The sequence below is a fragment of the Streptomyces sp. CoH27 genome (assembly GCF_020181035.1).
GTDB lineage: Bacteria > Actinomycetota > Actinomycetes > Streptomycetales > Streptomycetaceae > Streptomyces > Streptomyces camelliae.
Map to the genome: position 1 here is coordinate 273,632 of NZ_JAIQYY010000011.1, position 20,982 is coordinate 294,613.

18 protein-coding genes are annotated in these 20,982 nt (G+C 72.0%); 13 read left to right on the forward strand and 5 right to left on the reverse strand.

Features of this window, described 5'->3' with window-relative positions; translation table 11 throughout:
• Positions 1–62: 62 nt before the first annotated feature.
• The 3 genes from LE548_RS20615 to LE548_RS20625 are packed head-to-tail and all read left to right on the forward strand — an operon-like array spanning position 63 to position 5,165.
• Positions 63–1,988, forward strand: coding sequence for a lipopolysaccharide assembly protein LapB (locus LE548_RS20615; protein WP_225098369.1), 1,926 nt, complete (start codon positions 63–65; stop codon positions 1,986–1,988).
• On the forward strand, positions 1,985–3,523 hold the full coding sequence (locus tag LE548_RS20620) for a nickel/cobalt transporter (RefSeq protein WP_225098370.1): 1,539 nt from the start codon (positions 1,985–1,987) through the stop codon (positions 3,521–3,523). Before LE548_RS20615 ends, LE548_RS20620 begins: the two co-directional genes overlap by 4 nt.
• 43 nt (positions 3,524–3,566) lie before the next feature.
• Positions 3,567–5,165: a serine/threonine-protein kinase gene (locus LE548_RS20625; RefSeq protein WP_225098371.1), complete on the forward strand. Its 1,599-nt coding sequence runs from the start codon at positions 3,567–3,569 to the stop codon at positions 5,163–5,165.
• Between the two features lie 38 nt (positions 5,166–5,203).
• Here LE548_RS20625 and LE548_RS20630 read toward each other — a convergent pair whose 3' ends face one another.
• Positions 5,204–6,007: an SGNH/GDSL hydrolase family protein gene (locus LE548_RS20630; RefSeq protein ID WP_225098372.1), complete on the reverse strand. Its 804-nt coding sequence runs from the start codon at positions 6,005–6,007 to the stop codon at positions 5,204–5,206.
• A 264-nt stretch (positions 6,008–6,271) separates the two neighbouring features.
• Between LE548_RS20630 and LE548_RS20635 the strand changes: the two genes are divergently transcribed.
• The 5 genes from LE548_RS20635 to LE548_RS20655 all read left to right on the forward strand — a co-directional run bounded on the left by LE548_RS20635 (position 6,272) and on the right by LE548_RS20655 (position 13,453).
• On the forward strand, positions 6,272–6,682 hold the full coding sequence (locus tag LE548_RS20635) for a hypothetical protein (RefSeq protein WP_225098373.1): 411 nt from the start codon (positions 6,272–6,274) through the stop codon (positions 6,680–6,682).
• Between the two features lie 395 nt (positions 6,683–7,077).
• A complete protein-coding gene (locus LE548_RS20640; RefSeq protein WP_225098374.1) occupies positions 7,078–7,899 on the forward strand; it encodes a glycosyltransferase family 2 protein in 822 nt (273 codons plus the stop codon).
• Positions 7,896–8,885, forward strand: a complete 990-nt coding sequence (locus LE548_RS20645) for a glycosyltransferase family 2 protein (RefSeq protein ID WP_225098375.1) — start codon at positions 7,896–7,898, stop codon at positions 8,883–8,885. Before LE548_RS20640 ends, LE548_RS20645 begins: the two co-directional genes overlap by 4 nt.
• The gene (locus tag LE548_RS20650; protein WP_225098376.1) at positions 8,878–9,687 is read left to right on the forward strand and encodes a polysaccharide deacetylase family protein; all 810 of its coding nucleotides are present in this window, start codon (positions 8,878–8,880) and stop codon (positions 9,685–9,687) included. Before LE548_RS20645 ends, LE548_RS20650 begins: the two co-directional genes overlap by 8 nt.
• Positions 9,680–13,453 carry a lipopolysaccharide biosynthesis protein gene (locus LE548_RS20655; protein ID WP_225098377.1) on the forward strand — a complete coding sequence of 1,258 codons (3,774 nt, stop codon included), beginning with the start codon at positions 9,680–9,682 and terminating at the stop codon, positions 13,451–13,453. Before LE548_RS20650 ends, LE548_RS20655 begins: the two co-directional genes overlap by 8 nt.
• Positions 13,454–13,474: 21 nt before the next feature.
• Here the strand turns inward: LE548_RS20655 and LE548_RS20660 are convergent, their stop codons facing one another.
• The gene (locus tag LE548_RS20660) at positions 13,475–14,893 is read right to left on the reverse strand and encodes a xylan 1,4-beta-xylosidase (protein WP_225098378.1); all 1,419 of its coding nucleotides are present in this window, start codon (positions 14,891–14,893) and stop codon (positions 13,475–13,477) included.
• Positions 14,894–15,002: 109 nt separating this feature from the next.
• Between LE548_RS20660 and LE548_RS20665 the strand changes: the two genes are divergently transcribed.
• Positions 15,003–16,097, forward strand: coding sequence for a DUF5925 domain-containing protein (locus tag LE548_RS20665; RefSeq protein WP_225098379.1), 1,095 nt, complete (start codon positions 15,003–15,005; stop codon positions 16,095–16,097).
• A gap of 15 nt (positions 16,098–16,112) precedes the next feature.
• Positions 16,113–16,883 carry a DUF72 domain-containing protein gene (locus LE548_RS20670; protein WP_225098380.1) on the forward strand — a complete coding sequence of 257 codons (771 nt, stop codon included), beginning with the start codon at positions 16,113–16,115 and terminating at the stop codon, positions 16,881–16,883.
• Positions 16,884–16,984: 101 nt separating this feature from the next.
• Here LE548_RS20670 and LE548_RS20675 read toward each other — a convergent pair whose 3' ends face one another.
• A complete protein-coding gene (locus LE548_RS20675) occupies positions 16,985–17,353 on the reverse strand; it encodes a GntR family transcriptional regulator (RefSeq protein ID WP_225098381.1) in 369 nt (122 codons plus the stop codon).
• An 84-nt stretch (positions 17,354–17,437) separates the two neighbouring features.
• Here LE548_RS20675 and LE548_RS20680 point away from each other — a divergent pair, with 84 nt between their 5' ends.
• Together LE548_RS20680 and LE548_RS20685 are read left to right on the forward strand one after the other, a co-directional pair.
• A complete protein-coding gene (locus tag LE548_RS20680; protein WP_225098382.1) occupies positions 17,438–18,367 on the forward strand; it encodes a GNAT family N-acetyltransferase in 930 nt (309 codons plus the stop codon).
• A complete protein-coding gene (locus tag LE548_RS20685) occupies positions 18,348–18,848 on the forward strand; it encodes a DUF402 domain-containing protein (protein WP_225098383.1) in 501 nt (166 codons plus the stop codon). Before LE548_RS20680 ends, LE548_RS20685 begins: the two co-directional genes overlap by 20 nt.
• A 17-nt stretch (positions 18,849–18,865) precedes the next feature.
• Here the strand turns inward: LE548_RS20685 and LE548_RS20690 are convergent, their stop codons facing one another.
• Positions 18,866–19,489, reverse strand: a complete 624-nt coding sequence (locus LE548_RS20690; RefSeq protein WP_225098384.1) for a bifunctional 2-polyprenyl-6-hydroxyphenol methylase/3-demethylubiquinol 3-O-methyltransferase UbiG — start codon at positions 19,487–19,489, stop codon at positions 18,866–18,868.
• 111 nt (positions 19,490–19,600) lie between these two features.
• Here LE548_RS20690 and LE548_RS45505 point away from each other — a divergent pair, with 111 nt between their 5' ends.
• Positions 19,601–19,735 carry a hypothetical protein gene (locus LE548_RS45505; RefSeq protein ID WP_263636313.1) on the forward strand — a complete coding sequence of 45 codons (135 nt, stop codon included), beginning with the start codon at positions 19,601–19,603 and terminating at the stop codon, positions 19,733–19,735.
• Positions 19,736–20,002: 267 nt separating this feature from the next.
• Here the strand turns inward: LE548_RS45505 and LE548_RS20695 are convergent, their stop codons facing one another.
• A complete protein-coding gene (locus tag LE548_RS20695) occupies positions 20,003–20,866 on the reverse strand; it encodes a triacylglycerol lipase (protein ID WP_225098385.1) in 864 nt (287 codons plus the stop codon).
• Positions 20,867–20,982 lie beyond the last annotated feature (116 nt).

Here is a 20,982-nt window from a genome sequence, read left to right on the forward strand (position 1 = left end):
CCCCTCCCCCACGGCGGGCCGCGCCTCCCACACCACCAGCGCAGCAGACGCGAGGAGAGGGCATGGGCCCGCGCGCGAAGGACGAGGACGAGGTCGAGGTCGAGATGGACGGCAGCAGGGTGAACAGGGCCGACGACACGACACCGGGACCGGCCCCTGCCGGCACCGGTGAGCGCTCCGCCGCCGGGACACCACCGTGCCAGGATTCACGGGAGGCCTCTTCCGGAGATACGGGCACGACCGACGACACCGGCGAGCCGTCGGCTCCCACCTCGCACGAGCACACCCTCCGCGACACCGGTCCCTCGGCCACCGAGGAGCCGTCGGCGGTCGGCTCCGCCGAGCCCGCGCCCAGCGACTCCGGCGACCGCTCACCCTCCGGGTCCGCCGAGCACTCGTCCCACGGCGCCGAAATCTCCTCAGCCCCCCGATCCGCCGAGCCCACACCCAGCGACCCCGGCGACCGCTCACCCTCCGGGTCCACCGCGCACCCGCCCCACGACGCCGAAATCTCCCCAGCCTCCCGATCCACCGAGCCCACACCCAGCAACCCCGAGGACCGCTCACCCTCCGGGTCCTCCGCGCACCCGCCCCTGGGCCCCGACGCCCCCTCCGCCGCCGATCCCGACGGGCGTGTCGCCGCCGTGCACCGGGTCGCCGCTGCCGGGCGGCGCTGGCGGGCGCTTCAACTCGGGGGCTCCGCAATGCTGTTGGCGCTCGCGCTCACCGGCGGGGCGATCGCCGTCGGTGCCGACCGGTCGCCCGCGTCCGTGGCGGCGGCCTCCAGCGCCGTCGATCCCGGGGTCCTGGGCAGTGGGAATCTGGACGCGAGCATCGCCGCGCTCCAGGCGCATCTGCGGACCCAGCCGAAGGACTCCGGCAGCTGGGCCACGCTCGGTCTTGCCTACGTCGAGCAGGCGCGGACCAAGGGCGACCCGTCCCGGTATCCGCAGGCGGACAAGGCGCTGAGCCGGTCCCTGGCGCTGACCCCGGACAACGACCAGGCCCTGGCCGGCCGGGCCGCGCTCGCCGCCGCCCGGCACGACTTCGCGGACGCCCTGACCTACGCGGACCTAGCCCTGCGGCAGAACCCGTACAGCGAGCGCGCGCTGTCCTCCCGTATCGACGCCCTGGTCGAGCTCGGCCGGTACCCCGAGGCGTCGCAGGCCGCCGAGACCGCCGACACGCGCAAGCCGGGCGTCCCGGTCTTCACGCGGTACGCGTATGTGCACGAGCTGCGCGGGGACGTGACGACCGCCCGCCGGGTCCTCCAGCAGGCGCTGTCCTCCGCCACCACGCCCGGCGACATCGCCTACGTGTCCACCCAGCTCGGCCAACTCGCCTGGAACCAGGGCGACTACAGGACCGCCCTCACCTCCTACGCCCGTGCCCTCGCCGCCGACGACACCTATCTGCCCGCGCTGGAGGGCCAGGCCCGGGCGCAGGCCGCGAGCGGTGACCGGGCCGCGGCGATCAAGGGCATGGAGACCGTGGTGTCCCGCTATCCGCTGCCGGGCCCGCTCGTCGAGCTGGGCGAGCTGTACGAGGCCCGGGGCGCGGCCGGCGACCGGGCCCGGGCGAAGGAGCAGTACGCCCTGGTGGAGGCCTGGATCTCACTGGCCCGCGCCAACGGCGTGAACGCCGATCTGGACACCGCGCTGGCCGCCGCCGACCACGGTGACAAGGCGGCCGCCCTGCGCGCGGCCCGCGCCGAATGGGCCCGCCGGCACACCGTGCACACCGCGGACGCGCTGGCCTGGGCGCTGCACGTCAACGGCCAGGACGCGCAGGCCCTCGGGTACGCCCGCCAGGCCACCGCCACCGGCTACCGCAACGCCGCCTTCCTCTACCACCGCGGCATGATCGAGCTGGCCACCGGCCACCGCACGGCCGGCCGCGCCTCCCTGGCCTCCGCCCTGAAACTGAACCCCGGCTTCTCCCCCTTGGGTGCGGCCGAGGCCCGCAAGGCGCTGGAGGCCACGAAGTGAAACGGCGTCTGGCGTGCCTCCTGCTCGCGGTGTGCGGCCTCGTCCTCCTGCCCGCCACCGGGGCGAGCGCGCATCCCCTGGGCAACTTCACCGTCAACCGGTACGACGGCCTCGTCGCCGCACCCGGTCAGCTCCGGGTCGACCACGTCGAGGACCTGGCCGAGATTCCGGCGACCCAGGCCAAGCCGGACATCGAGCGACTGGGGATGCCCGAGTGGGCCCGCCGGCGCTGCACACAGGACGCCCGCGGCAGCTCGGTGACCGTGGCCGGACGCCCGGCTCCCCTCACCGTGCGGGACAGCCGGGCCACCCTGCGGCCCGGCCAGGCGGGGCTCAACACCCTGCGCGTGCAGTGCCGTTGGACCGCGCCGCTTCCGCGGACCGGCTCGCTCACCCTCGGCTTCCACGCCACGACGAACTGGTCCGGACCCGGCTGGCGGGAGATCACCGCGCGCGGCGACCGGATGACCCTCACCACGTCGGACGTGCCGAAGACCTCCGTCTCGCACGAACTCACCACCTATCCCAAGGACTTGCTGTCGTCCCCGGCCGACACCTCCACCGCGTCGCTGCGGGTGCGCCCCGGCGGCCCCGCCCTCACCGAGGAACAGCAGGACGCACCCGCCGAGGCCGTACTGCCCCGGGGCGTCGACCGCTGGACGCGGGCCCTGGACGGCCTGGTGGCCCGGCATGACCTCACGCTCGGCTTCGCCGCCCTCGCGCTGCTCGTCGCGGTGGTCCTCGGCGCCCTGCACGCCCTCGCGCCGGGGCACGGCAAGACCCTGATGGCGGCCACGGCGGCGGCACGCGGCGGCCGGGCCGGGCTCCGGGACGTCCTGCCGCTGGCCGCGTCCGTCACCGTCACCCACACCCTCGGCGTCGTCGCCCTGGGCCTCCTCGTCACCGCCGGCTCCGCCGCGACCCCCTCGGTGATCGCCTGGCTCGGCATCGCCAGCGGCGCCCTGGTGCTGGCGGCGGGCGTGAACCTCGTACGGCGGGCGTGGCGCAACCGGGAGCACGGGCACGTTCACGAGCACGATCACGCCCATGAGGAGTCGCGGGTACGCGAGTTGGCCGGTGTGGGCGCACATCATGGGCCCGCCCACCATCATGATCACCACCATCATCATCACCACCATCACGGTGTCGAACACACTCACGGCGGCCATACCCACACCCACCCCACCGCCCCCACCCTCCGCGGCACGATCCTGCTCGGCTTCGCCGGCGGACTCGTGCCCAGCCCCTCCGCCGTGGTCGTGCTCGTCGGCGCCACCGCGCTGGGCAAGGCCTGGTTCGGGCTGCTGCTCGTCGTGGCCTACGGCGCCGGACTCGCGCTGACGCTCACCGCGGCCGGGGTCGCCGTGGTCAGGCTGGGCACCGAGGCGTCCCGGGTGCTGGAGCGGCGCCCGCGCTGGACCGCACACCCCGTGGCCGCGCTGGTGCGCCGCACCCTGCCGCTCGTGTCGGCGCTCACCGTCCTGGCCCTGGGTGCCGGATTGGTGCTCAAGGGGGCCGCAACCGCCCTCGGCTGAGCTACGTTTATGGAGAAATCACGCGACATGCCTGGGGGCGCCCGTGTCCGGAGAACCGGCCCGCGACCGTGTGATCGCGGGCCGCTACCGTCTGCTGTCCCCGCTGGGCGAGGGCGGCATGGGCACCGTATGGCGGGCCCGGGACGAGGTGCTGCACCGGGAGGTGGCCGTCAAGGAGGTGCGGGCGCCGGCCGGGCTGCCCCCGGCCGACGTCGAGCGGATGTACGCCCGCCTGGAGCGGGAGGCCCGGGCGGCGGCCCGGGTCGCGAACCGCAACGCGGTCACGGTGTACGACGTGGCGTCGGAGGGCGGCCGGCCCTGGATCGTGATGGAGCTGGTGCGCGGCCTGTCGCTGGCCGACCGGCTGGAGGCGGAGGGCCCGATGCCGCCGCAGCGCGCCGCGCACATCGGCGCCGAGGTGCTGTCCGCACTGCGCGCCGCGCACGCCGCCGGGGTGCTGCACCGGGATGTGAAGCCGGCCAACGTGCTGCTCGCCAACGACGGCCGGGTGGTGCTGACCGACTTCGGGATCGCCTCGGTCGAGGGCAGCTCGGCGATCACCATGACCGGCGAGGTGGTCGGCTCGCCCGAATTCCTCGCCCCGGAGCGGGCGTTGGGGCGCACTCCGGGACCGGAGTCGGATCTGTGGTCGCTGGGCGTGCTGCTGTACACGGCCGTCGAAGGTGCCTCCCCGTTCCGGTACGACACCCCGCTCAGCACGCTGCGGGCCGTGGTGGACGAGGAGCCGCCGCCGCCGCGCCGGGCCGGCCCGCTGGCGCCCGTCATCGAGGGGCTGCTGCGCAAGGACCCCGCCGAGCGGCTCGGTGCCGAACGGGCGGAGCACGAGCTGCGGCTCGTCGCGGCTGGGGGTACTCCCGCTGAGGGAGGGACACCCCTCACGGCACCGCCACCGGATCCGTCCGCGTACGCCCCGACGGTCGTGGCACCGCGTCAACAGCCGTATCCCACACCGCCCTTGCCTGCACCGGCTCCGCTCGCCGAGCCACCCGAACGCAACCGTCGCGTGGGGGTCGTGCTGGTGGCGGGCTTCCTCGTGATCGCCCTCGCGCTGGCGGGGCTGGCGTACGCGCTGACGCACCGCGACAGCGGGAGCGGCAAAGCGGGCAGCGGTCCGAGCACCACGACGGTGTCCTCCCGCGCGCCGAGCGGCAGCACCGACTCGGACACCAAGACCCCGACGAGCACGCCGACGAGCACGCAGCCGGCCCAGTCCGTGCAGGTCACCGTGGCGGGCGAGCACACCACGTACTCCGGGACCTGTCCGCCGCCGACGGCTCAGTCACCGTCCTTCACAGCGACCTTCACCGTGGGCCGGCTGCCCGCTCAGGTGGAGTACCGCTGGGTGGTGACGCATGGGTCCGTGTCCGATCCCGGATGGAAGACGCTGTCCTTCCCGGACGGGGGCGGGAGGACCCAGCAGGTCCGGGTGAGCGTGACCGCGTCCTCCGGCAGCGTCACGACGGAGGACCGGATCACTGTGAAGGTACGTGGTCCGGTGAGGACCACGTCGAACTCCGTGCCGTTCTCGGTCGCCTGTGTGACGGCGACGGCGACGGAGACCCCGACCGGCGGGGCCTCCGCATCCGCTTCCGCTTCGAGCTCCTACGGAAATTCACCCTGACGGGCGAACCCGGTCAAGCCTGATGTCGCCTGAACGGGTTATGCGTTGTTCGTGAACACCGGCAGATAGCCGCCGGAGTGACCGGCCGCGGTGGGGTGGTACGACTCGCTGATGTCGAGCCAGTTCACGCTGTGCAGCCACGAGCTGCCGGAGCAGATCTCGTGGGTGGAGAAGGCGGTGCGGACGTCGGCGAAGACGAAGCCGTGGGCCGCGGCGCGGGTCTGGATGGCGGCGTCCATGTAGTCGGCGGCGTCGTTGATCGCGGAGCGCTTGGTGTCGGACAGGCCCAGGCAGGTCTGTCCGAGCAGGTAGAAGCGGGGATAACTGAGCACGACCACCCGGGCGTTGGGAGCCTTCGCGCTGATCGCGTTGTAGACGTTGTCGAGCTTGCCGGGGAGCGTGGAGTCGACGTACGCCTTGGCGGTGTTGATGCGGCTGATGCAGTCGCTGTCGGACTGCAGCACGCAGGTCGTCATGACGTTGGAGAACCCGGCGTCGTTGCCGCCGATCGTGATGGACACGAGCGAGGTGCCGGCGCCGAGCGAGCCGAGCTGGTTGCTGATGACGTCGTCCGTCGTGGCGCCGGAGCAGGCGTTGAAGGCGAACGACGACGGGGAGTGGGCCGCGTTCCACAGGTACGGGTACGCGTTGGTGCTGCGGTCGCAGCTGCCGCTGGAGCTGATGTAGCTGCCCGCTCCCACTCCGGAGGAGTAGGAGTCACCGAGCGCCACATAGCCGCCGGTTGCCGCTGTCGAGGCCTGGGCCGCCGTGGCCGTGCCGAGTCCGAGGCCGGCGGCGAGGAGGAGCGAGGTCACGAATCCGGTAAGTCTGAAACGACTCATGGTGCCTCCCTATAGCAGGATCTCTGCCTATAACCGTCGTAGCGCCTACGCGCGTTGACCGGAAGTGTCCATGCCAAAACTTTCCAAGCCTCAACTAGATCGGCCCTGGAATTTCACCCGACCACGTCTTGCGTGCACTCGGCAGCCGTGTTGACCGCGAGTCAGCTCCGCCGCCCCGGCCGTCTTGACGGCCCGCATCGGCCTGCGCCACATTGCAGTCCGACATCCCGCGCGTCGGGGTCATATCGGGGGGCACAGTCGCCAATGCAGACCTTACGCATCAAGTCACGTTCATCGGACGGCGCCACCGAGGACCCCGAAGGGGCACGGACAGGACCGGGGAGGGACCTGTCGCCGCTGCTCGCGGGGGCCGCGACCGCCATAGCGGCGGTCGGCGCACTGCTCGCGCTCACCGACTCCGGCTCACCGCTGCGCGGTCCGTGCACGCTGTTCTTCCTGCTCGCCGCGCCGGCCGTGGCGATCGGCGCGCTCCTGCGCGGGCTGGAACCCTTCGGCCGCACACTCGCCGCCCTTGCGGGCTCGGTGGTTCTGAACATGCTGGTCGCCCAAGGCATGCTGGCCGTACACCGCTGGTCGGTGCATGGCGGGGTGGTGGCCGTGGGCTCGCTCAGCCTGTTGCTGCTCCTGCCGGCCCTCCTACGTAAAAGTGAGTAACTCCGGCCAAAGTTATGTAACGGCCAAACAAACAAAAACGTGAGACTGATATCCAGGTCTTGCTCATCTGGTTCAATCGTCAATACCGTCATTAGATCTCACCCGCATCGGTCCGTCAGCACGCGGTTCAGGGGAGGGCTCAGGGCCGTGACGTTCCGGCGTGGGGCGCGGTAGGGGGGTGCCGTACTCGGTGACCACACTGGTGACCGAGTCGTGCCGCGCGACCGGCTGCCCTTTTTTCTTCTCCGATCGGCAGACCGGCCAGCTTTGACAGCTCATCCCATGGGTACGGAGATCCGCTCACCGTGCCATGGATGAGAAACCCCCCTTTCGAACCGGACACAAAGCCGGGCTGCCCAGGGGCGGGCGGTCCGCCGGACGAGAGGGATACGACCATGAGTTCCGTCCTGCACCCGCCGAGTTCGGGGCAAGATCCATTGCTGGCGGCCCAATTCCGGCCCATCTCCTCCCACCTGGCGATCACCCCGCCGGTGAGCGTGGTGATTCCCGCGATGAATGAGGCGGAGAATCTCCCCTACGTCTTCAAGACGCTTCCGGACTGGATACACGAAGTCGTTCTTGTGGACGGCAATTCCACGGACGACACCGTCGACGTCGCCCGCTCGCTGTGGCCGCAGGTCAGAGTCGTCGAGCAGCGTGGCAAGGGCAAGGGGGACGCCCTGACCACCGGGTTCGAGGCGTGCACCGGCGACATCATCGTGATGGTCGACGCGGACGGCTCGGCCGACGGCGGCGAGATCGTGAGTTACGTCTCCGCGCTCGTCTCCGGCGCCGACTTCGCCAAGGGCTCCCGCTTCGCCAACGGCGGCGGCACCGACGACATGACCTTCATCCGCAAGCTCGGCAACTGGGCGCTGTGCACGGTCGTCAACCGCAAGTTCGGCGCCCGGTACACCGACCTGTGCTACGGCTACAACGCCTTCTGGCGGCACTGCCTCGACAAGATCGAGCTCGACTGCACCGGCTTCGAGGTCGAGACGCTGATGAACATCAGAGTGGTCAAGGCGGGGCTCAAGGTGCAGGAGATCCCGAGCCACGAGTACCTCCGCATCCACGGCACCAGCAATCTGCGCGCCGTACGCGACGGGCTCCGGGTGCTCAAGGTCATCCTCAAGGAGCGCTCCAACCGGCGTGAGCTGCGCCGTCAGGAACACCACTCGCCGATGCTCGACGCGGTCCGGGGAGAGGTGTCTTGAGAGATCCCGGCATCTCCGTCGTGATCTGCGTGTACACCGAGGACCGCTGGGAGGACATCCTCGCGGCGGTCTCCTCGGTGGCCGCGCAGTCGTACCCCGCGCTGGAGACGCTCCTGGTCGTGGACCACAACCCGGCCCTGAGGGACCGGCTGGCCCGCGAGTACAAGGAGACCGAGGGCGTCCGGGTGCTGCCCAACGCGGGCCCGCGCGGCCTGTCCGCCGGCCGCAACACCGGCATCGCCGCATCCCACGGCGAGGTGATCGCCTTCCTGGACGACGACGCCGTGGCCGAACGCGACTGGCTGCGCCACTTCGCCGAGGGCTACGCCGACCCGCGCGTCATGGCGGTCGGCGGCCGTACGGTGCCGATCTGGGCCTCGGGCCGGCGGCCGGCCTGGTTCCCGGAGGAGTTCGACTGGGTGGTGGGCTGCACCTACAAGGGGCTGCCGCCCGGCCGGGTCCGGGTCCGCAACGTCCTGGGCGGAAACGCTTCCTTCCGGCGCACGGCGTTCGACGCGGCGGGCGGCTTCGCCACCGGCATCGGCCGCGACGGCGACCGCCGCCCGCTCGGCTGCGAGGAGACGGAGCTGTGCATCCGCCTCACCCGCGCCCGGCCCGACGCCGTCCTGCTCATCGACGACCGAGCGGTGATCCACCACCGGGTGCCCGCACCCCGCGAGCACTTCGCCTACTTCCGCACCCGCGCCTACGCCGAGGGCCTGTCCAAGGCGCTGGTGGCGAAGAGCGTCGGCGCGGGCAAGGGGCTGGAGTCCGAACGCCGGTACACCACACGGGTGTTGCCCGCCGGGGTCGCTCGTGGCCTGCGGGACGCCCTGCTGGCCCGGCCGGGCGGCGCGGGGCGCGCGGGCGCGATCGTCGCCGGGGTGCTGAGCGCCGCCGGCGGCTATGCGGTGGGCAACATGAGGGCGCGGCGGAACGGTACGACGTTTGCGGCGGCCCCGATCGCAGGGGGTACCCATGAGTGACACCCCCGTGCCCATTCTCATGTACCACTCCGTCGCCACCGCCCCCAACGACGCCACCCGCGCCCTGTCCGTCGCGCCGGAGGCGTTCGCCGAACAGATGGCGCTCATCGGCGACCTGGGCCTGACCCCGCTGACCACCGCCGACCTCGCGGTCCGCTGGCGCACCGGCCGCCCGCTGCCCACCCGGCCGGTGCTGATCACCTTCGACGACGGCTACGAGGGTGTGCACCGGCATGCGCTGCCCGTGCTCGCCAAGCACGCCTTCCCGGCCACGCTGTTCGTCTCCACCGGCTGGATCCGGGGCGCGTACGACACCGGAGGCGGCCTGGACGCCATGCTCGACTGGCGGCAGGTGCGCGAACTGGCCGCCGCCGGCGTCGAGATCGGCGGCCACAGCCACACCCATCCGCAGCTCGACCAGCTCGGCGACGACGAGCTGCGCGCCGAGCTGGACCGCTGCACCGAGATCGTCTCCGGCGAACTCGGCGCCCGGCCGGTGTCGTTCGCCTACCCGTACGGCTACTCCAGCCGCCGGGTCCGCCAAGCGGTGCGCACGAGCGGCTACGCCCAGGCACTCGCCGTCGGCAACGCCCTCGCCCGCCGCCGCCAGGGGCCGTACGCGCTCGAACGGGTCACGGTCCGGCGGGCCACGGGCGTCGAGGAGTTCGAGCGACTGCTCCAAGGCCGGGCCGTCGCCCGCACCTTCGCCAGGGACCGCGCCCTCACCAAGGGCTACGCCCTCGTCCGCAGAGCCCGACAGCTCCGCCAGGTCCGCCGGAAGGCCATCCGCTCCCGTGTCTGACACGACCACCACCACCGAGGCAACGACGACCGACACCGCGGCGCCCGGCAGGTCCGGGCGCCGCCTGAAGCTGCCCGGGACGGGCCGCTCCCGGGCCGGCGGCAGCCCGCTGTTCCGCAACGCCTACGCGCTGATGCTCAACACCGGCATCAGCGCCGTCCTCGGGCTCGGCTTCTGGCTGGCCGCGGCACGCTACTACTCCGAGTCGGCGGTCGGGCAGGGCTCGGCCGCCATCGCCGCGATGAAGTTCCTCGCCGGGCTCACCGCGGTCACCCTGACCGGCGCGCTGGCCCGCTTCATCCCGGTCGCCGGGAAGCACACCGGCAAGCTCATCTTCCGTACCTACGCGGGCAGTTCGCTGGTGGTGGCGGTCGCGGCGGGCGTCTTCCTGCTCACCCTGGACGCCTGGGGGCCGTCGTACCGCTTCCTGCACGGCACCCTCAACGGGCTCGGCTTCATCGCCGCCGTCATGGCCTGGAACCTGCTCACCCTCCAGGACGGTGTGCTGACCGGGCTGCGCAGCGCGACCTGGGTGCCGGTGGGCAACACCGTGTTCTCCGCCGTGAAGCTGGCTCTGCTCGCCGCGTTCGCCGTCGCCATCCCCACCACCGGTGTCTTCGTGTCCTGGGTGGCCGCGATCGCCACCTCGGTGGTGCCGCTGGGCTGGCTGGTGTTCCGGCGACTGGTCCCCCGGCACGTCGAGGCCACCGAGGGCCGCGCGGAGCCGCCGACGCTGAGACAGGTCGGCAGGTTCCTGGCCGGGGACTACACCGGATCGCTGTTCTCCCTCGCGGTGATCTACCTCGTGCCGGTGATCGTCGCCTCCCAGGTCAGCTCCGCGCAGAACGCGTACTTCTACATCGCCACCACCATCGGCGGCACGACCGACCTGCTCGCCATCAACATGGGTGCCTCCCTCACCGTCGAGGGCTCGCACGACCCGGACCGCCTCGCCGCCCACACCCGGGCCGCGCTGAGGCGGATGGCCCGGATCATGCTGCCGATCGCGGCCCTGCTGATCGTCGGCGCGCCCTGGATCCTCGGCGTGTTCGGTGCCGGTTACGCGGACGCGGCGACCCCGCTGCTGCGCTGGCTCGCCGTCGGCTCGGTGCTGCGGGTCGTGATCGAGACGTACTTCGCGGTACTGCGCGCGCGTAGCCGTACCGGCGGACTCGCCTTGTTCCAGGGCCTGCTGTGCGTGCTGGTACTGGGTTCGACCCTGCTGCTCCTACCCCGGATGGGGCTGACCGGCGCGGGTGTCGCCGAGGCCGGCAGCCTCGCGGTGATCGCCGCGATCGCCGCGCCGCGGCTGTGGCGGACGATCCGGACCGCCCCTGCCGCCGTGGCCGACGCGGCGGCACCCGACGGGGATCTCGCCGACCTGGGCCCGGCCCTGAGCCCTACGCCGCGCCGGCCCGGCCCGGCCTGGGCGCTGGACAACGACACCCTGGCCCTCGGCATCCACGTCGACTTCGACCATGTGGAGCGCCGCCCGGACGTCCGCCCGGGGCCCGGTACCCCGCCCGCCGGAACGCCGCTGCCCGCACTGGGACTCCCGGTGGAAGAACGCGAACCGAGTAGCGAGGCCTCGCTGGGCCCGGCCGAGGCCGCGCTGCTGCGGGATGCAGAGGCGGCAGAGGTCGACGCGCCGTTCACGACGGGGGAACTGGACGCATCCCTCGCCGGGACAGACGTACCGGACGAAGCCGTGCCCGAGGACCTTCCACCTCAAGTGCCCGACCCTCAAAGGCTGTTGCCGACCCGCTCCGGAGTCGTCCTCGGCTGCCTGCTGATCGCCGCGCTGCTGCTGTACTGGGTGCCCGCGCTGCGCCTCGGCGAGGCCGATCTGGACCGGATGGGCGGGCTCGGGCTGATCTCGGTGCTCCCGCTGCCGACACTGGCCGGGGCCGGGCTGCTGATCACGGTCTTCGCCGCGCTGCTGTGGCTGCGCCGCGAGCACCGGGCACTGCTGCTGCTCACCCTGCTCGCCACGGTCGTCTCGCTGCACGCGCTGCCGGCCGTGATCGAGACCGAACCACGCTTCCCGACGGCCTGGCAGCACCTGGGCTTCCTCGACTACATCGACCGCACCGGCTCCGCCGTACCGGACCTGGACGCCCGCTGGAGCTGGCCGGGGTTCTTCGCGGTGGCCGCGTTCGTCGGCCGGGCCTGCGGGATCACCGACTTCACCGAGGTCATCCGCTGGTGGCCGACGGCCATCCAACTCGCCTACCTGGCACCGATGTTCCTGCTGACCCGCTCGCTGCGGGCGGGCTGGCGGGCGAAGTGGACCGGCGTCTGGCTGTTCGTGCTGTGCGGCTGGGTCGGCCAGGACTACTTCTCCCCGCAGGGCTTCACCTATCTGCTGTATCTGATGTTCGTGGCGATCCTGCTGGTCTGGTTCCGCCCGCCGCACGTGATCTGGTCGAAGTTCCGTCCCGGCGAGGCCGAGGTGGAACCGGCCGACCGCCGCCAACGAGCGGTCCTGCTCCTGGTGTTGATCGGCCTGTACGCGGCGAGCGTGCCCGCCCACCAGCTCACCCCGTTCATCATGCTCGGCGTGCTCACGGCCCTGGTCCTGCTCGGCCGGTCCGAACTGCGCGGCCTGCCCCTGCTGTTCGCGGTCCTGGTCGCCGTATGGGTCGGCTTCATGGCCGAGCCGTACTGGTCCGGGCACTTCAACGACCTGTTCGGCGGGGTCGGCGGGGTCGGCAGCAATGTCTCGACCTCCGTCTCCGGCCGTATCCAGGGCGGCAGTTCGACCCACAAGCTGGTGCTGTACGTCCGGGTGCTGCTGGCCGGCTCGGTGCTGGCGCTCGCCTGCTGGGGCTGGTGGCGCCGCCGCTTCCACCGCTACCGCGAACGCTCGCTGCTGGTACTGACCTTCGTGCCGTTCTTCGGCTTCGGCATGCAGTCGTACGGCGGTGAGATGGCGCTGCGCGTCTTCATGTTCGCGGTGCCGGGCGCGGCCCTGCTCGGCGCGCTCGCCCTCTTCCCGCGCGCCGGCGCCACCACGAAGGAACGCGAGAAGGACCGGCTGAGCCTCGCCCCGCTGGCCGCGCTGCTCGCCGGGCTGCTGCTGATGGGCGGCTTCCTGGTGGCCCGCTGGGGCAACGAGTCGTTCGAGCGGACCCGGCCCGGCGAGGTCGCGGCCATGAACTGGGTGTACGCCCACGACAAGCCGACGGTACGGCTGCTGTGGCCGACCCAGGACACGGTGAACGACGTGACCCCGGCGATGCCGTGGGGTGCGCGGGACATGGAGCGGGTGAACTACGTGCCCACCCTGGCCCCGACGGATCCGGTGCTGGTGTCGGGCCTGGTCAAGGCGTTGAAGGACGCCGGCCCGAACTCGTATCTGATGATCAGCCGCAGTCAGGTCACCTACCTTGAGATGGACGCGGGCTACCCCACGACCTGGGAGCACCGGCTGATCGAGAACCTGGACGACCGGCAGGACCTGACGAAGGCCTACGTCAACGACGACGTCACCGTCTACGCCCTGCGGGAGCGGCCGGCGGGGGCGGTGCCGAAGCCGAACCCGGGGCCGATCGGTCCGCTGGTGACCTGGACCCCGTGGTCGGTGGTCGGTGCGCTGGCCGCCGTCGTGCTGATCCTGCTGCTGGCCGCGCGGGAGGTGGTCCGGGTCGCGATCCGGCCCGGCGTACGCCAGCTGCGGCTGCTCCAGGGATCGTTCTGGTTCGCGCTGCCGCTGCTGGCGGTGGTGCTGGCCTCGCTGGCGCAGCGGTTCATGACGATGAAATGAGCGGTGGCGGGGTGGGGTGGTTCAGCGGTCGAGCCACTTCACCTCGTACGGCCCCAAGTCGAACCGTCTGCCGCCGACCTGTGCGCTGATGGTCCGGTTCTGCGTGTTGACCACGAGGACGGTTCTGCTGCTCGCCAGCACCCGGACGTTCGGCACGTCATCGGGCGCGACCTGGACCGTCTCGTACGCCGTTCCCGGCGGGAACGCCTTCGCGAACCGGGACACCAGGTCGTACATGGGCAATTCCCGGCCGCCGTCGGCGCCGGCGGTCGGTGTCCACAGACAGCCGGCGCAGCCGCTGCCCGACTTCTCCTCCGGGTTCCAGTAGAAGCCGGAGTCGGCGCCGCCCTTCACCAGGGCGATCATCCCGGTGGCCTGCACGGCGACGCGGTGCGGTTCGGTCCAGCCCGTGCGGTTGTCATTGCCGTCGCCGGGCTCGACGTAGTACTCCGCCCACCACAGCGGCAGGTCATGGGTCTGCCGCCGGATCCACTGGCCGACGGCGGTGAGCTTGTCGGTGGCGGCGAACTCGTTCGGCAGCAGGTCGTCGTCGCGGGTGTAGCTGGAGCCGTCGACCACGGCGAAGTCGGCGCCGGTCCTGTGCGCGTTCCAGTAGGCGAAGGCGTCCAGCACCCGCTGGTCCATGGCACCCCAGGGGCCCTTCACGGTGCCCGAGGCGTTCTGGTCACGCGCGTCGACACTGTCCATGACCAGGTACGGCCCGCCGACCATGATGTCCCGGTCGACCTTCTTCAGCGCCGCGTACACCAGGTTGTACAGCCGGGTGTAACCCTCGTAGTCCCAGCGGGACTTGGCGTCGCTCCAGAAGCCCTTGAACTCGTTCCAGACGATGAAGTGCTTCACGTCCGGGTAGCGCCGGGCGACGGTCGCGGCGAGGTCGGCGAAGTCCTGGTAGTGGTCGGGGGTGGGGGCGGTCTCCAGGGCGGCCTGGCTCCAGTTCGTGTGGTCCACCCCGGCCCGGCCGCCCTTCATCCAGTCCGGGGCGCAGCACAGGGTGATCACCGGGGTGCCGCCGGAGGCGCGCACGAAGTCGATACGGCGGTCCAGGGCGGCGAAGTCGTAGTGCCCCTGGACCGGTTCGGGATTGTCCGCACCCCAGCCCATGATGTGCTGGTTCTGCGCCATGCCGCGGTCCTGCGCGAGCAGCCGCTCCAGGCGCGTGGTGGCCGCGGTGTCGCCCTCGTCCGCGCTGTACTGGGTGTGTGTGAAGCCCCAGCCGACGTACGGCTCCGGTGTGGCACTCGGGTCGGCGGGGGTGCCGTGCACCTTGGCGCCGTCGGGGGTGGTGCCGGTGGTGCGGGGACCGCCGGACAGCGCGCCGAACAGGGTCACCACCAGGGCGAGCGCGACCGCGCCGACGCCGAGCAGGGCGGTGAGCCGCCACCGCCGAGTATCCGAATCCCACCCATGACGTCCCATCAAGGACAACATTAAGGGTGGAGGGACGGGGTCCGGCAGGCTTTGGGAAGACCGGGAACAAACGGAGAATTGCCGTGCGCGGAGCGCATCCGTGGCGGATCATGGCGGCATGTCTGCGAACCCACACGACGCTCTGCCGATCCGGCTCCACGTCGACGACTCCGACTCGCCGTCCGACGTCGTCGACGCGCTGTTCCTCGGCCGCTTCGCGACGGGCGAGCAGCCGTACTCGCACGCGGCGAACATCGACCGGGTCCGCTCCGGCGCGACCCTGCTGCCCGACGGTGCCCGCGTGCTGCGCGCCGCCCGCGACGACGACCGCAGCGCGACCCTCGCCGAGGGCGACGGCTGGACCCTGCTGGTCTCCCGCTGGAACCGGGGCGCGGACGTCACGGTCACCGCGACCAGCTCCGAACTGGCCAAGCGGATCCTCGACCAGGCCACGGACGGCGCGGCCGACGAGCCCGAACCGCAGCCCGAGAACGTGACCATGGGTTTCTGGTACGTCTCGCCCCGGCGCGGCCCGCACCGCACCACCCGCCAGATCTCCGCGGGCACCTGGGACGAGGTCCGGCCCAACTACTCGGCGCCGGTGGCGGAGGCGATGGACCGCCTGATGGAGACGACCCCGGAGGACATCGCCGGCCGCCTCCTGCTGCTGCACGGCCCGCCCGGCACCGGCAAGACCTCCGCGCTGCGCACACTCGCCCGCTCCTGGCGCGAGTGGTGCCAGGTCGACTGTGTCCTGGACCCGGAGCGGCTCTTCTCCGACGTCGGCTATCTGATGGACATCGCGATCGGCGAGGAGGACGGCGCGGGCAAGGGCCGCTGGCGGCTGCTCCTGCTGGAGGACTGCGACGAGCTGATCCGCGGCGAGGCCAAGCACACGGCGGGCCAGGCCCTGTCCCGGCTGCTGAACCTCACCGACGGCCTGCTCGGCCAGGGCCGGAACGTCCTGGTCGGGGTCACCACCAACGAGGACCTGGAGCGCCTGCATCCGGCCGTGGTCCGCCCCGGCCGCTGTCTGGCCCGGATCGAGGTGGGGCCGCTGAGCCACCGGGAGGCCGTGCACTGGCTGGGCACCGAGGAGGGCATCGGCCGCGAGGGCGCCACCCTGGCCGAGCTGTACGCGCTGCGCCGGGGCACGGCCCCGACGTCGGTGCCGGGGGCCCGGGACAGCGCGGACGCGGGGCTGTACCTGTAGTGCTTTGATGGTGCTGTGACCTTGTTCGTCGGTACCTCCGGCTGGCAGTACAAGGACTGGCGGGACCTCGTCTATCCGCCCGGGGTCCCGGCCCGGCTGTGGCTGGAGGAGTACACCCGCCTGTTCGCGACGGTGGAGATCAACAACGCGTTCTACCGGCTGCCCTCCCGCGAGAACTTCGCGGCCTGGCGCGACCGGGTCCCGGACGACTTCGTGGTCGCGGTCAAGGCGAGCCGCTATCTGACCCACATCAAGCGTCTGAAGGAGCCCGAGGAGCCCGTCCACCGCCTGATGAGCCACGCGGCGGGCCTCGGCGACCGCCTGGGCCCGGTCCTCCTCCAGCTCCCGCCGACCCTGCGCGTCGACGCCGCCCTCCTGGACGCCTGCCTGGCCTGCTTCCCGTCCGGTACGAGGGTCGCCGTGGAACCCCGCCACGACTCCTGGTGGACACCTCAGGTGCGGGAGGTGCTGTCGGCGAGGGGCGCGGCCCTGTGCTGGGCGGACGTACAGGCCCGCCCGGTGATCCCGCTGTGGCGCACCGCCGACTGGGGCTACGTCCGCTTCCACGAGGGCCGCGCCACCCCCTGGCCCCGCTACGGCCGCCGCTCCCTGGAGACCTGGGTGGACCGCATCGCGACGACCTGGCGCAAGGGGGAGGACGCGTACGCGTACTTCAACAACGACCCGGGCGGGGCGGCGGTGCGGGACGCGGTGGTGTTCGGGAGGGCGGCGGAGCGGGCGGGCCTGGCGGTGACGCGGTTCCCGGAGCTCGCGAAACGTTCTTGACCAGGTCCGCGCCGCCGACTCCGGCCCGCCGCGCCGGCGCTCGGCCACGACGGCGCGGTCCGGCGGTGCCGAACCCTCCGCGGCGAAAACGCGACGACCTCCTACTCCCCGTAAGCCGCCCGCAGGGCATCCCGCACGGCAGCCAGCGCCTCCCCCTCCCCCAGCCCCAGCCGCCGCACCCGCTCGACGTACGCCTGTGCGGCCGAGGAAGCCTCACGTACCGCGGCCGAGCCGGCGGCGGCCACGAACGTGCCGTTGCGCCCCCGCGTCTCGATCACCCCGTCGGTCTCCAGCGCCCGGTAGGCCTTGGCCACGGTGTTCACGGCGAGCCCCAGGGACTCGGCCAGCCCCCGCACGGTCGGCAGCCGGTACCCCACGGGCAGCACCCCGGACCGCGCCTGCTCGGAGATCTGCGCCCGCACCTGCTCGTACGGGGGCGCACTGTCATCGATACGGATCTTCAGGCTCACGGCCCGATTGTCCCGCACCCGCCGGACGACGCCCGCGGAAAAATGACGGGCATCCCGGTGCGTCTGCCCGTACGGTCCCCTGTCATGACAGTGATCGTGCGCGATCTGCGCCCCGGTGACCGGTCCGACGTCGAGGATTTCGCACGGGTACGGCATCTCGCCCTCCCCTACATCCTGTGGACCCCCGAAGCCATCCTCCACAGGGCCACCCGCTCGCACCCCGAGGCCCGGTACCGGTCCCTCGTGGCAGAGGAGGACGGCGAGGTCATCGGCACCGCCCAGGTGCTGCTGGCGCACGACAGCCCCGAACCCGGCCAGGGCATGCTCAGCATCTACGTCCGCCCGGACCGGACCCGGCGCGGTGCCGGTGAGCTGCTGGTCCGGGCCGCCGAGGAGCATCTGACGGCCCACGGGGCGACGAAGCTGTTCGCCTGGGTCCTGGACGAGCCCGCGAACCGCGCCTTCGCCGAGAAACGCGGCTACCGGTCCGGCCGCTCCGCCCACTTCCTGCGGCTGGACCTGGCCGAGGCCGCGCTGCCGCCGCTGCCCGCTCCCCCGCCGGGTGTCGAGCTGCGCACGGCCGCGGACTTCGCCGACGACCCGCGCCCGCTGTTCCGGCTGGACGCGGAGACGGTGGCGGACGAACCGAGCGATGTCGACGCCGAGTTCACCGACTACGAGGCCTGGATCGAGGAGACCTGGCAGCACCCGCTGCTCGACCGCGAGCTGACCACGGTCGTGCTGGCCGAGGGCCGCCCGGTGGCCTTCAGCGTGGCGTACACCGACGGCGGCACGCGGTACGTCACCGCGATGACGGGCACCGCGCGCGACTTCCGCGGGCGCGGCCTGGCGAAGCTCGCCAAGACCGACTCGCTGCACCGCGCCCGCGCCGCCGGCCACACCGAGGCGCACACGGGCAACGACACCGGCAACGGCCCGATGCTCGCGATCAACAAGTCCCTCGGTTACGAAATCTGTGCGACGGAGGTCCGTTATGTCCGCGAACTCGGCTGAGCCGACGACCGAGTTGGAGATCTTGCTGGTCAAGGCGGGCCGTACGAAGATCCGTTACCCGGCCGAGCTGCTCCACGACGACGGCACCCGCGTCGCCGTGCGCGCGCCGTGGGCGGGCGCCGGGGTCCGGGACTTCGGCTTCGTCCGGTTCGAGCCGGGGGATGTCTTCACCGAGTACTACTGGCGGGACCGCTGGTACTCGGTGAAGGAGGTCCGCGCCGGGGACGGCACCCTGAAGGGCTGGTACTGCGACATCACCCGGCCGGCCGCGCGCACCGGCGCCGAGCTGGTCGTGGAGGACCTCGACCTGGACCTGTGGCGCTCCGCCGACGGCACGGACGTACGACGGCTGGACGAGGACGAGTTCGCCGCGAGCGGGCTGCCGCGGACGGATCCCGAGGCGGCGACCGCCGCGGTGGCCGCCCTCGACGCACTGGAGAGGCTGGCCCGCTCCGGCGGCTTCGGCGAGCTGCTGTCCTGACCCGCGCCCCCGGCGCCTCACACCGTCGCCACCACCGCGTACCGCTCGTCGTCCACCGCCTTGCCCCACAGCATCGGGTCACCGGACAGTCGCTCGACGCGCACGTCGGCGCTCAGCCGTGCGAGCAGGGCGGTGAGCCGCTCGGCGGGTATGCCGACGGGGTTCAGGGTCCCCCACACGCCCTCGACCAGCACGAACCGCCCTCCGGGCCGCAGCAGGTCCCGCCAGTGCCGCAGCACCCGGTCGGGGGCGGGCAGCGCCCACAGCACATGCCGTACGAGGACGGTGTCGTAGCGCTGCTCGCCCACCGGCGGAGCCGCGGCGTCCCCGCGCAGGATCACGGCGGCCCGCCCGGCAAGCTTGGCGCGGGCCCGCTCGACCATCGCCGGGGACGAGTCGACGCCCGTGACCCGGTGGCCCTGCTCCGCCGCGAGGAGTGACAGGCTGCCGGTGCCGCAGCCGAGGTCGAGGACGTCGGCGGGGCGCTCGGGCAGCCAGGTACGCAGTCTGGCGGCCCAGGCGGCGCGGACTCCGGGATCGCGCAGACCATGGTCCGGCTCGTCGTCGAAACCGGCGGCCTCGGCGTCCCAGTCGACGTCGTAGGCGGCCGGCGCAACCACTCGGTCGTTCGCGTTCGTCATACCCGAAGAGTGACACCCGCCACTGACAATCCGGCTCCGATGAGGAACTCTCCCCACAAGCGTCTGCCTCCGTGACAACACGGAACCCGGCAGATGCTGAAGGAGGCAGCCATGCGCCGCGCAACCGTGCAGAAGCCCCTGAAGAGAACGGACAGCCGCCGGATCCGCGAAGAGGCGGAGGAACGCCCCGCGGGGCGTCCGGAGGTGCGCAAGGACATCGCCCGCACTTGGTGGCCGGACAGCTGATCAGACCCGTCGTTTCCGGTATCAGACCCCTGACCTCAGGCAAGCGCACGCGCGCGTGCGTCCACGAACTCCAGCAGACGCCGTCCCGGCCCCTTGCCGTGCGCGTCGGCCATGTGGTCCGCCTCCATCTTCCTCAGCGCAGTCCGAGCACACCCTTAACGCCACCATAAGGATCTCCCTCACCCGTCCCCAGCAGGCGATTTCACGGTTTCCTGGAGTCCCGGGGCCTGCCCGGCGGCTCAGGTCGGACAGGCCCCGGAAGGCACGTCAGCTGAAGGCCGACGCGCAGGTGGTGGCGCTCGCGTGGGCCGTGTCCAGCGCGTTGGCCACCTCGTGGAAGGCGATGCGGTCGAACAGGCCGATCGCCACGTGCTCGGTGAGGTCGAGCGGGCACAGGTCCTGGAGCAGGACGTTGTGGACGTCCGAGCCGCTCAGGTACTGGCTCTGCCAGGGCGTGGCCACCTCGTCGTACTTGGTGGCGATGACCGTGTAGTGCACTCCGGGGACGGCGTCGCCGCCCGCGTTGAGCTTGGTGAGGAAGTCGGAGCCCGGGATCTGGTCGGCGAGGCCGGGGGTGGTGGCCTTGATCAGGTCCCCGGCGCCGGGGAAGTACGGCAGCAGGCTGGTGAGGCCGCTGAGGGTGGCGCCGTGGTTGTCGGGGGCGAGGCCGACGAGGGCGTTCACCTTGGCGGCGCCGCCGAGGAACTTCAGGTAGTAGCGGGGCATCATGCCGCCCTGGGAGTGCCCGACGAGGTCGGCCTTGGCGGCGCCGGTCGCGGCGAGCACCTTGTCGACGAAGGCGGACAGCTGCCCGGCCGACTGGTCGATGGGGCCGAGGCCGTAGAAGAGGGGGACACCGGAGAGCTGTCCGTAGTCGAGGGAGAAGACGCAGTATCCGCGGGCCTCCAGATAGGGGGCGAGCGAGAGCCAGTTGTCGACCGAGTTGCCCAGGGTGCCGTGCACCAGGACGACCGGGCGGGGATGGTCGGCGGAGGGCTTGCAGGACCAGTCGTTCCAGCCGGTGCTCGGCGCGCTGTCGGCCGCGTGGGCGGTGGCGGCGGGTACGGCGGCGACGGCGGCGGTGAGCAGGAGCGCGGCGAGGGGTCTGAGAACTCGCTTCCAGGGCAGCATCGGGTGATCTCCTTGCGGCTCAAGGGAGGTGCGACGGCCTAACCCTGTGATCCGGATCACGAGGATGCTGTTCACTCGTCAAGTTACGGGCGAGTAGCGCAAGTGTGAAGTTACGC

Excerpts from the sequence above, each read along its gene's own strand:
- LE548_RS20615 (WP_225098369.1), top strand. The coding sequence starts at position 63 with ATGGGCCCGCGCGCGAAGGACGAGGACGAGGTCGAGGTCGAGATGGAC.
- LE548_RS20680 (WP_225098382.1), top strand. The coding sequence starts at position 17,438 with ATGACAGTGATCGTGCGCGATCTGCGCCCCGGTGACCGGTCCGACGTC.
- LE548_RS20690 (WP_225098384.1), bottom strand. The coding sequence starts at position 19,489 with ATGACGAACGCGAACGACCGAGTGGTTGCGCCGGCCGCCTACGACGTC.
- LE548_RS20660 (WP_225098378.1), bottom strand. The coding sequence starts at position 14,893 with ATGGGACGTCATGGGTGGGATTCGGATACTCGGCGGTGGCGGCTCACC.
- LE548_RS20630 (WP_225098372.1), bottom strand. The coding sequence starts at position 6,007 with ATGAGTCGTTTCAGACTTACCGGATTCGTGACCTCGCTCCTCCTCGCC.
- LE548_RS20685 (WP_225098383.1), top strand. The coding sequence starts at position 18,348 with ATGTCCGCGAACTCGGCTGAGCCGACGACCGAGTTGGAGATCTTGCTG.
- LE548_RS20640 (WP_225098374.1), top strand. The coding sequence starts at position 7,078 with ATGAGTTCCGTCCTGCACCCGCCGAGTTCGGGGCAAGATCCATTGCTG.
- LE548_RS20650 (WP_225098376.1), top strand. The coding sequence starts at position 8,878 with ATGAGTGACACCCCCGTGCCCATTCTCATGTACCACTCCGTCGCCACC.
- LE548_RS20695 (WP_225098385.1), bottom strand. The coding sequence starts at position 20,866 with ATGCTGCCCTGGAAGCGAGTTCTCAGACCCCTCGCCGCGCTCCTGCTC.
- LE548_RS20665 (WP_225098379.1), top strand. The coding sequence starts at position 15,003 with ATGTCTGCGAACCCACACGACGCTCTGCCGATCCGGCTCCACGTCGAC.
- LE548_RS45505 (WP_263636313.1), top strand. The coding sequence starts at position 19,601 with ATGCGCCGCGCAACCGTGCAGAAGCCCCTGAAGAGAACGGACAGCCGC.
- LE548_RS20635 (WP_225098373.1), top strand. The coding sequence starts at position 6,272 with ATGCAGACCTTACGCATCAAGTCACGTTCATCGGACGGCGCCACCGAG.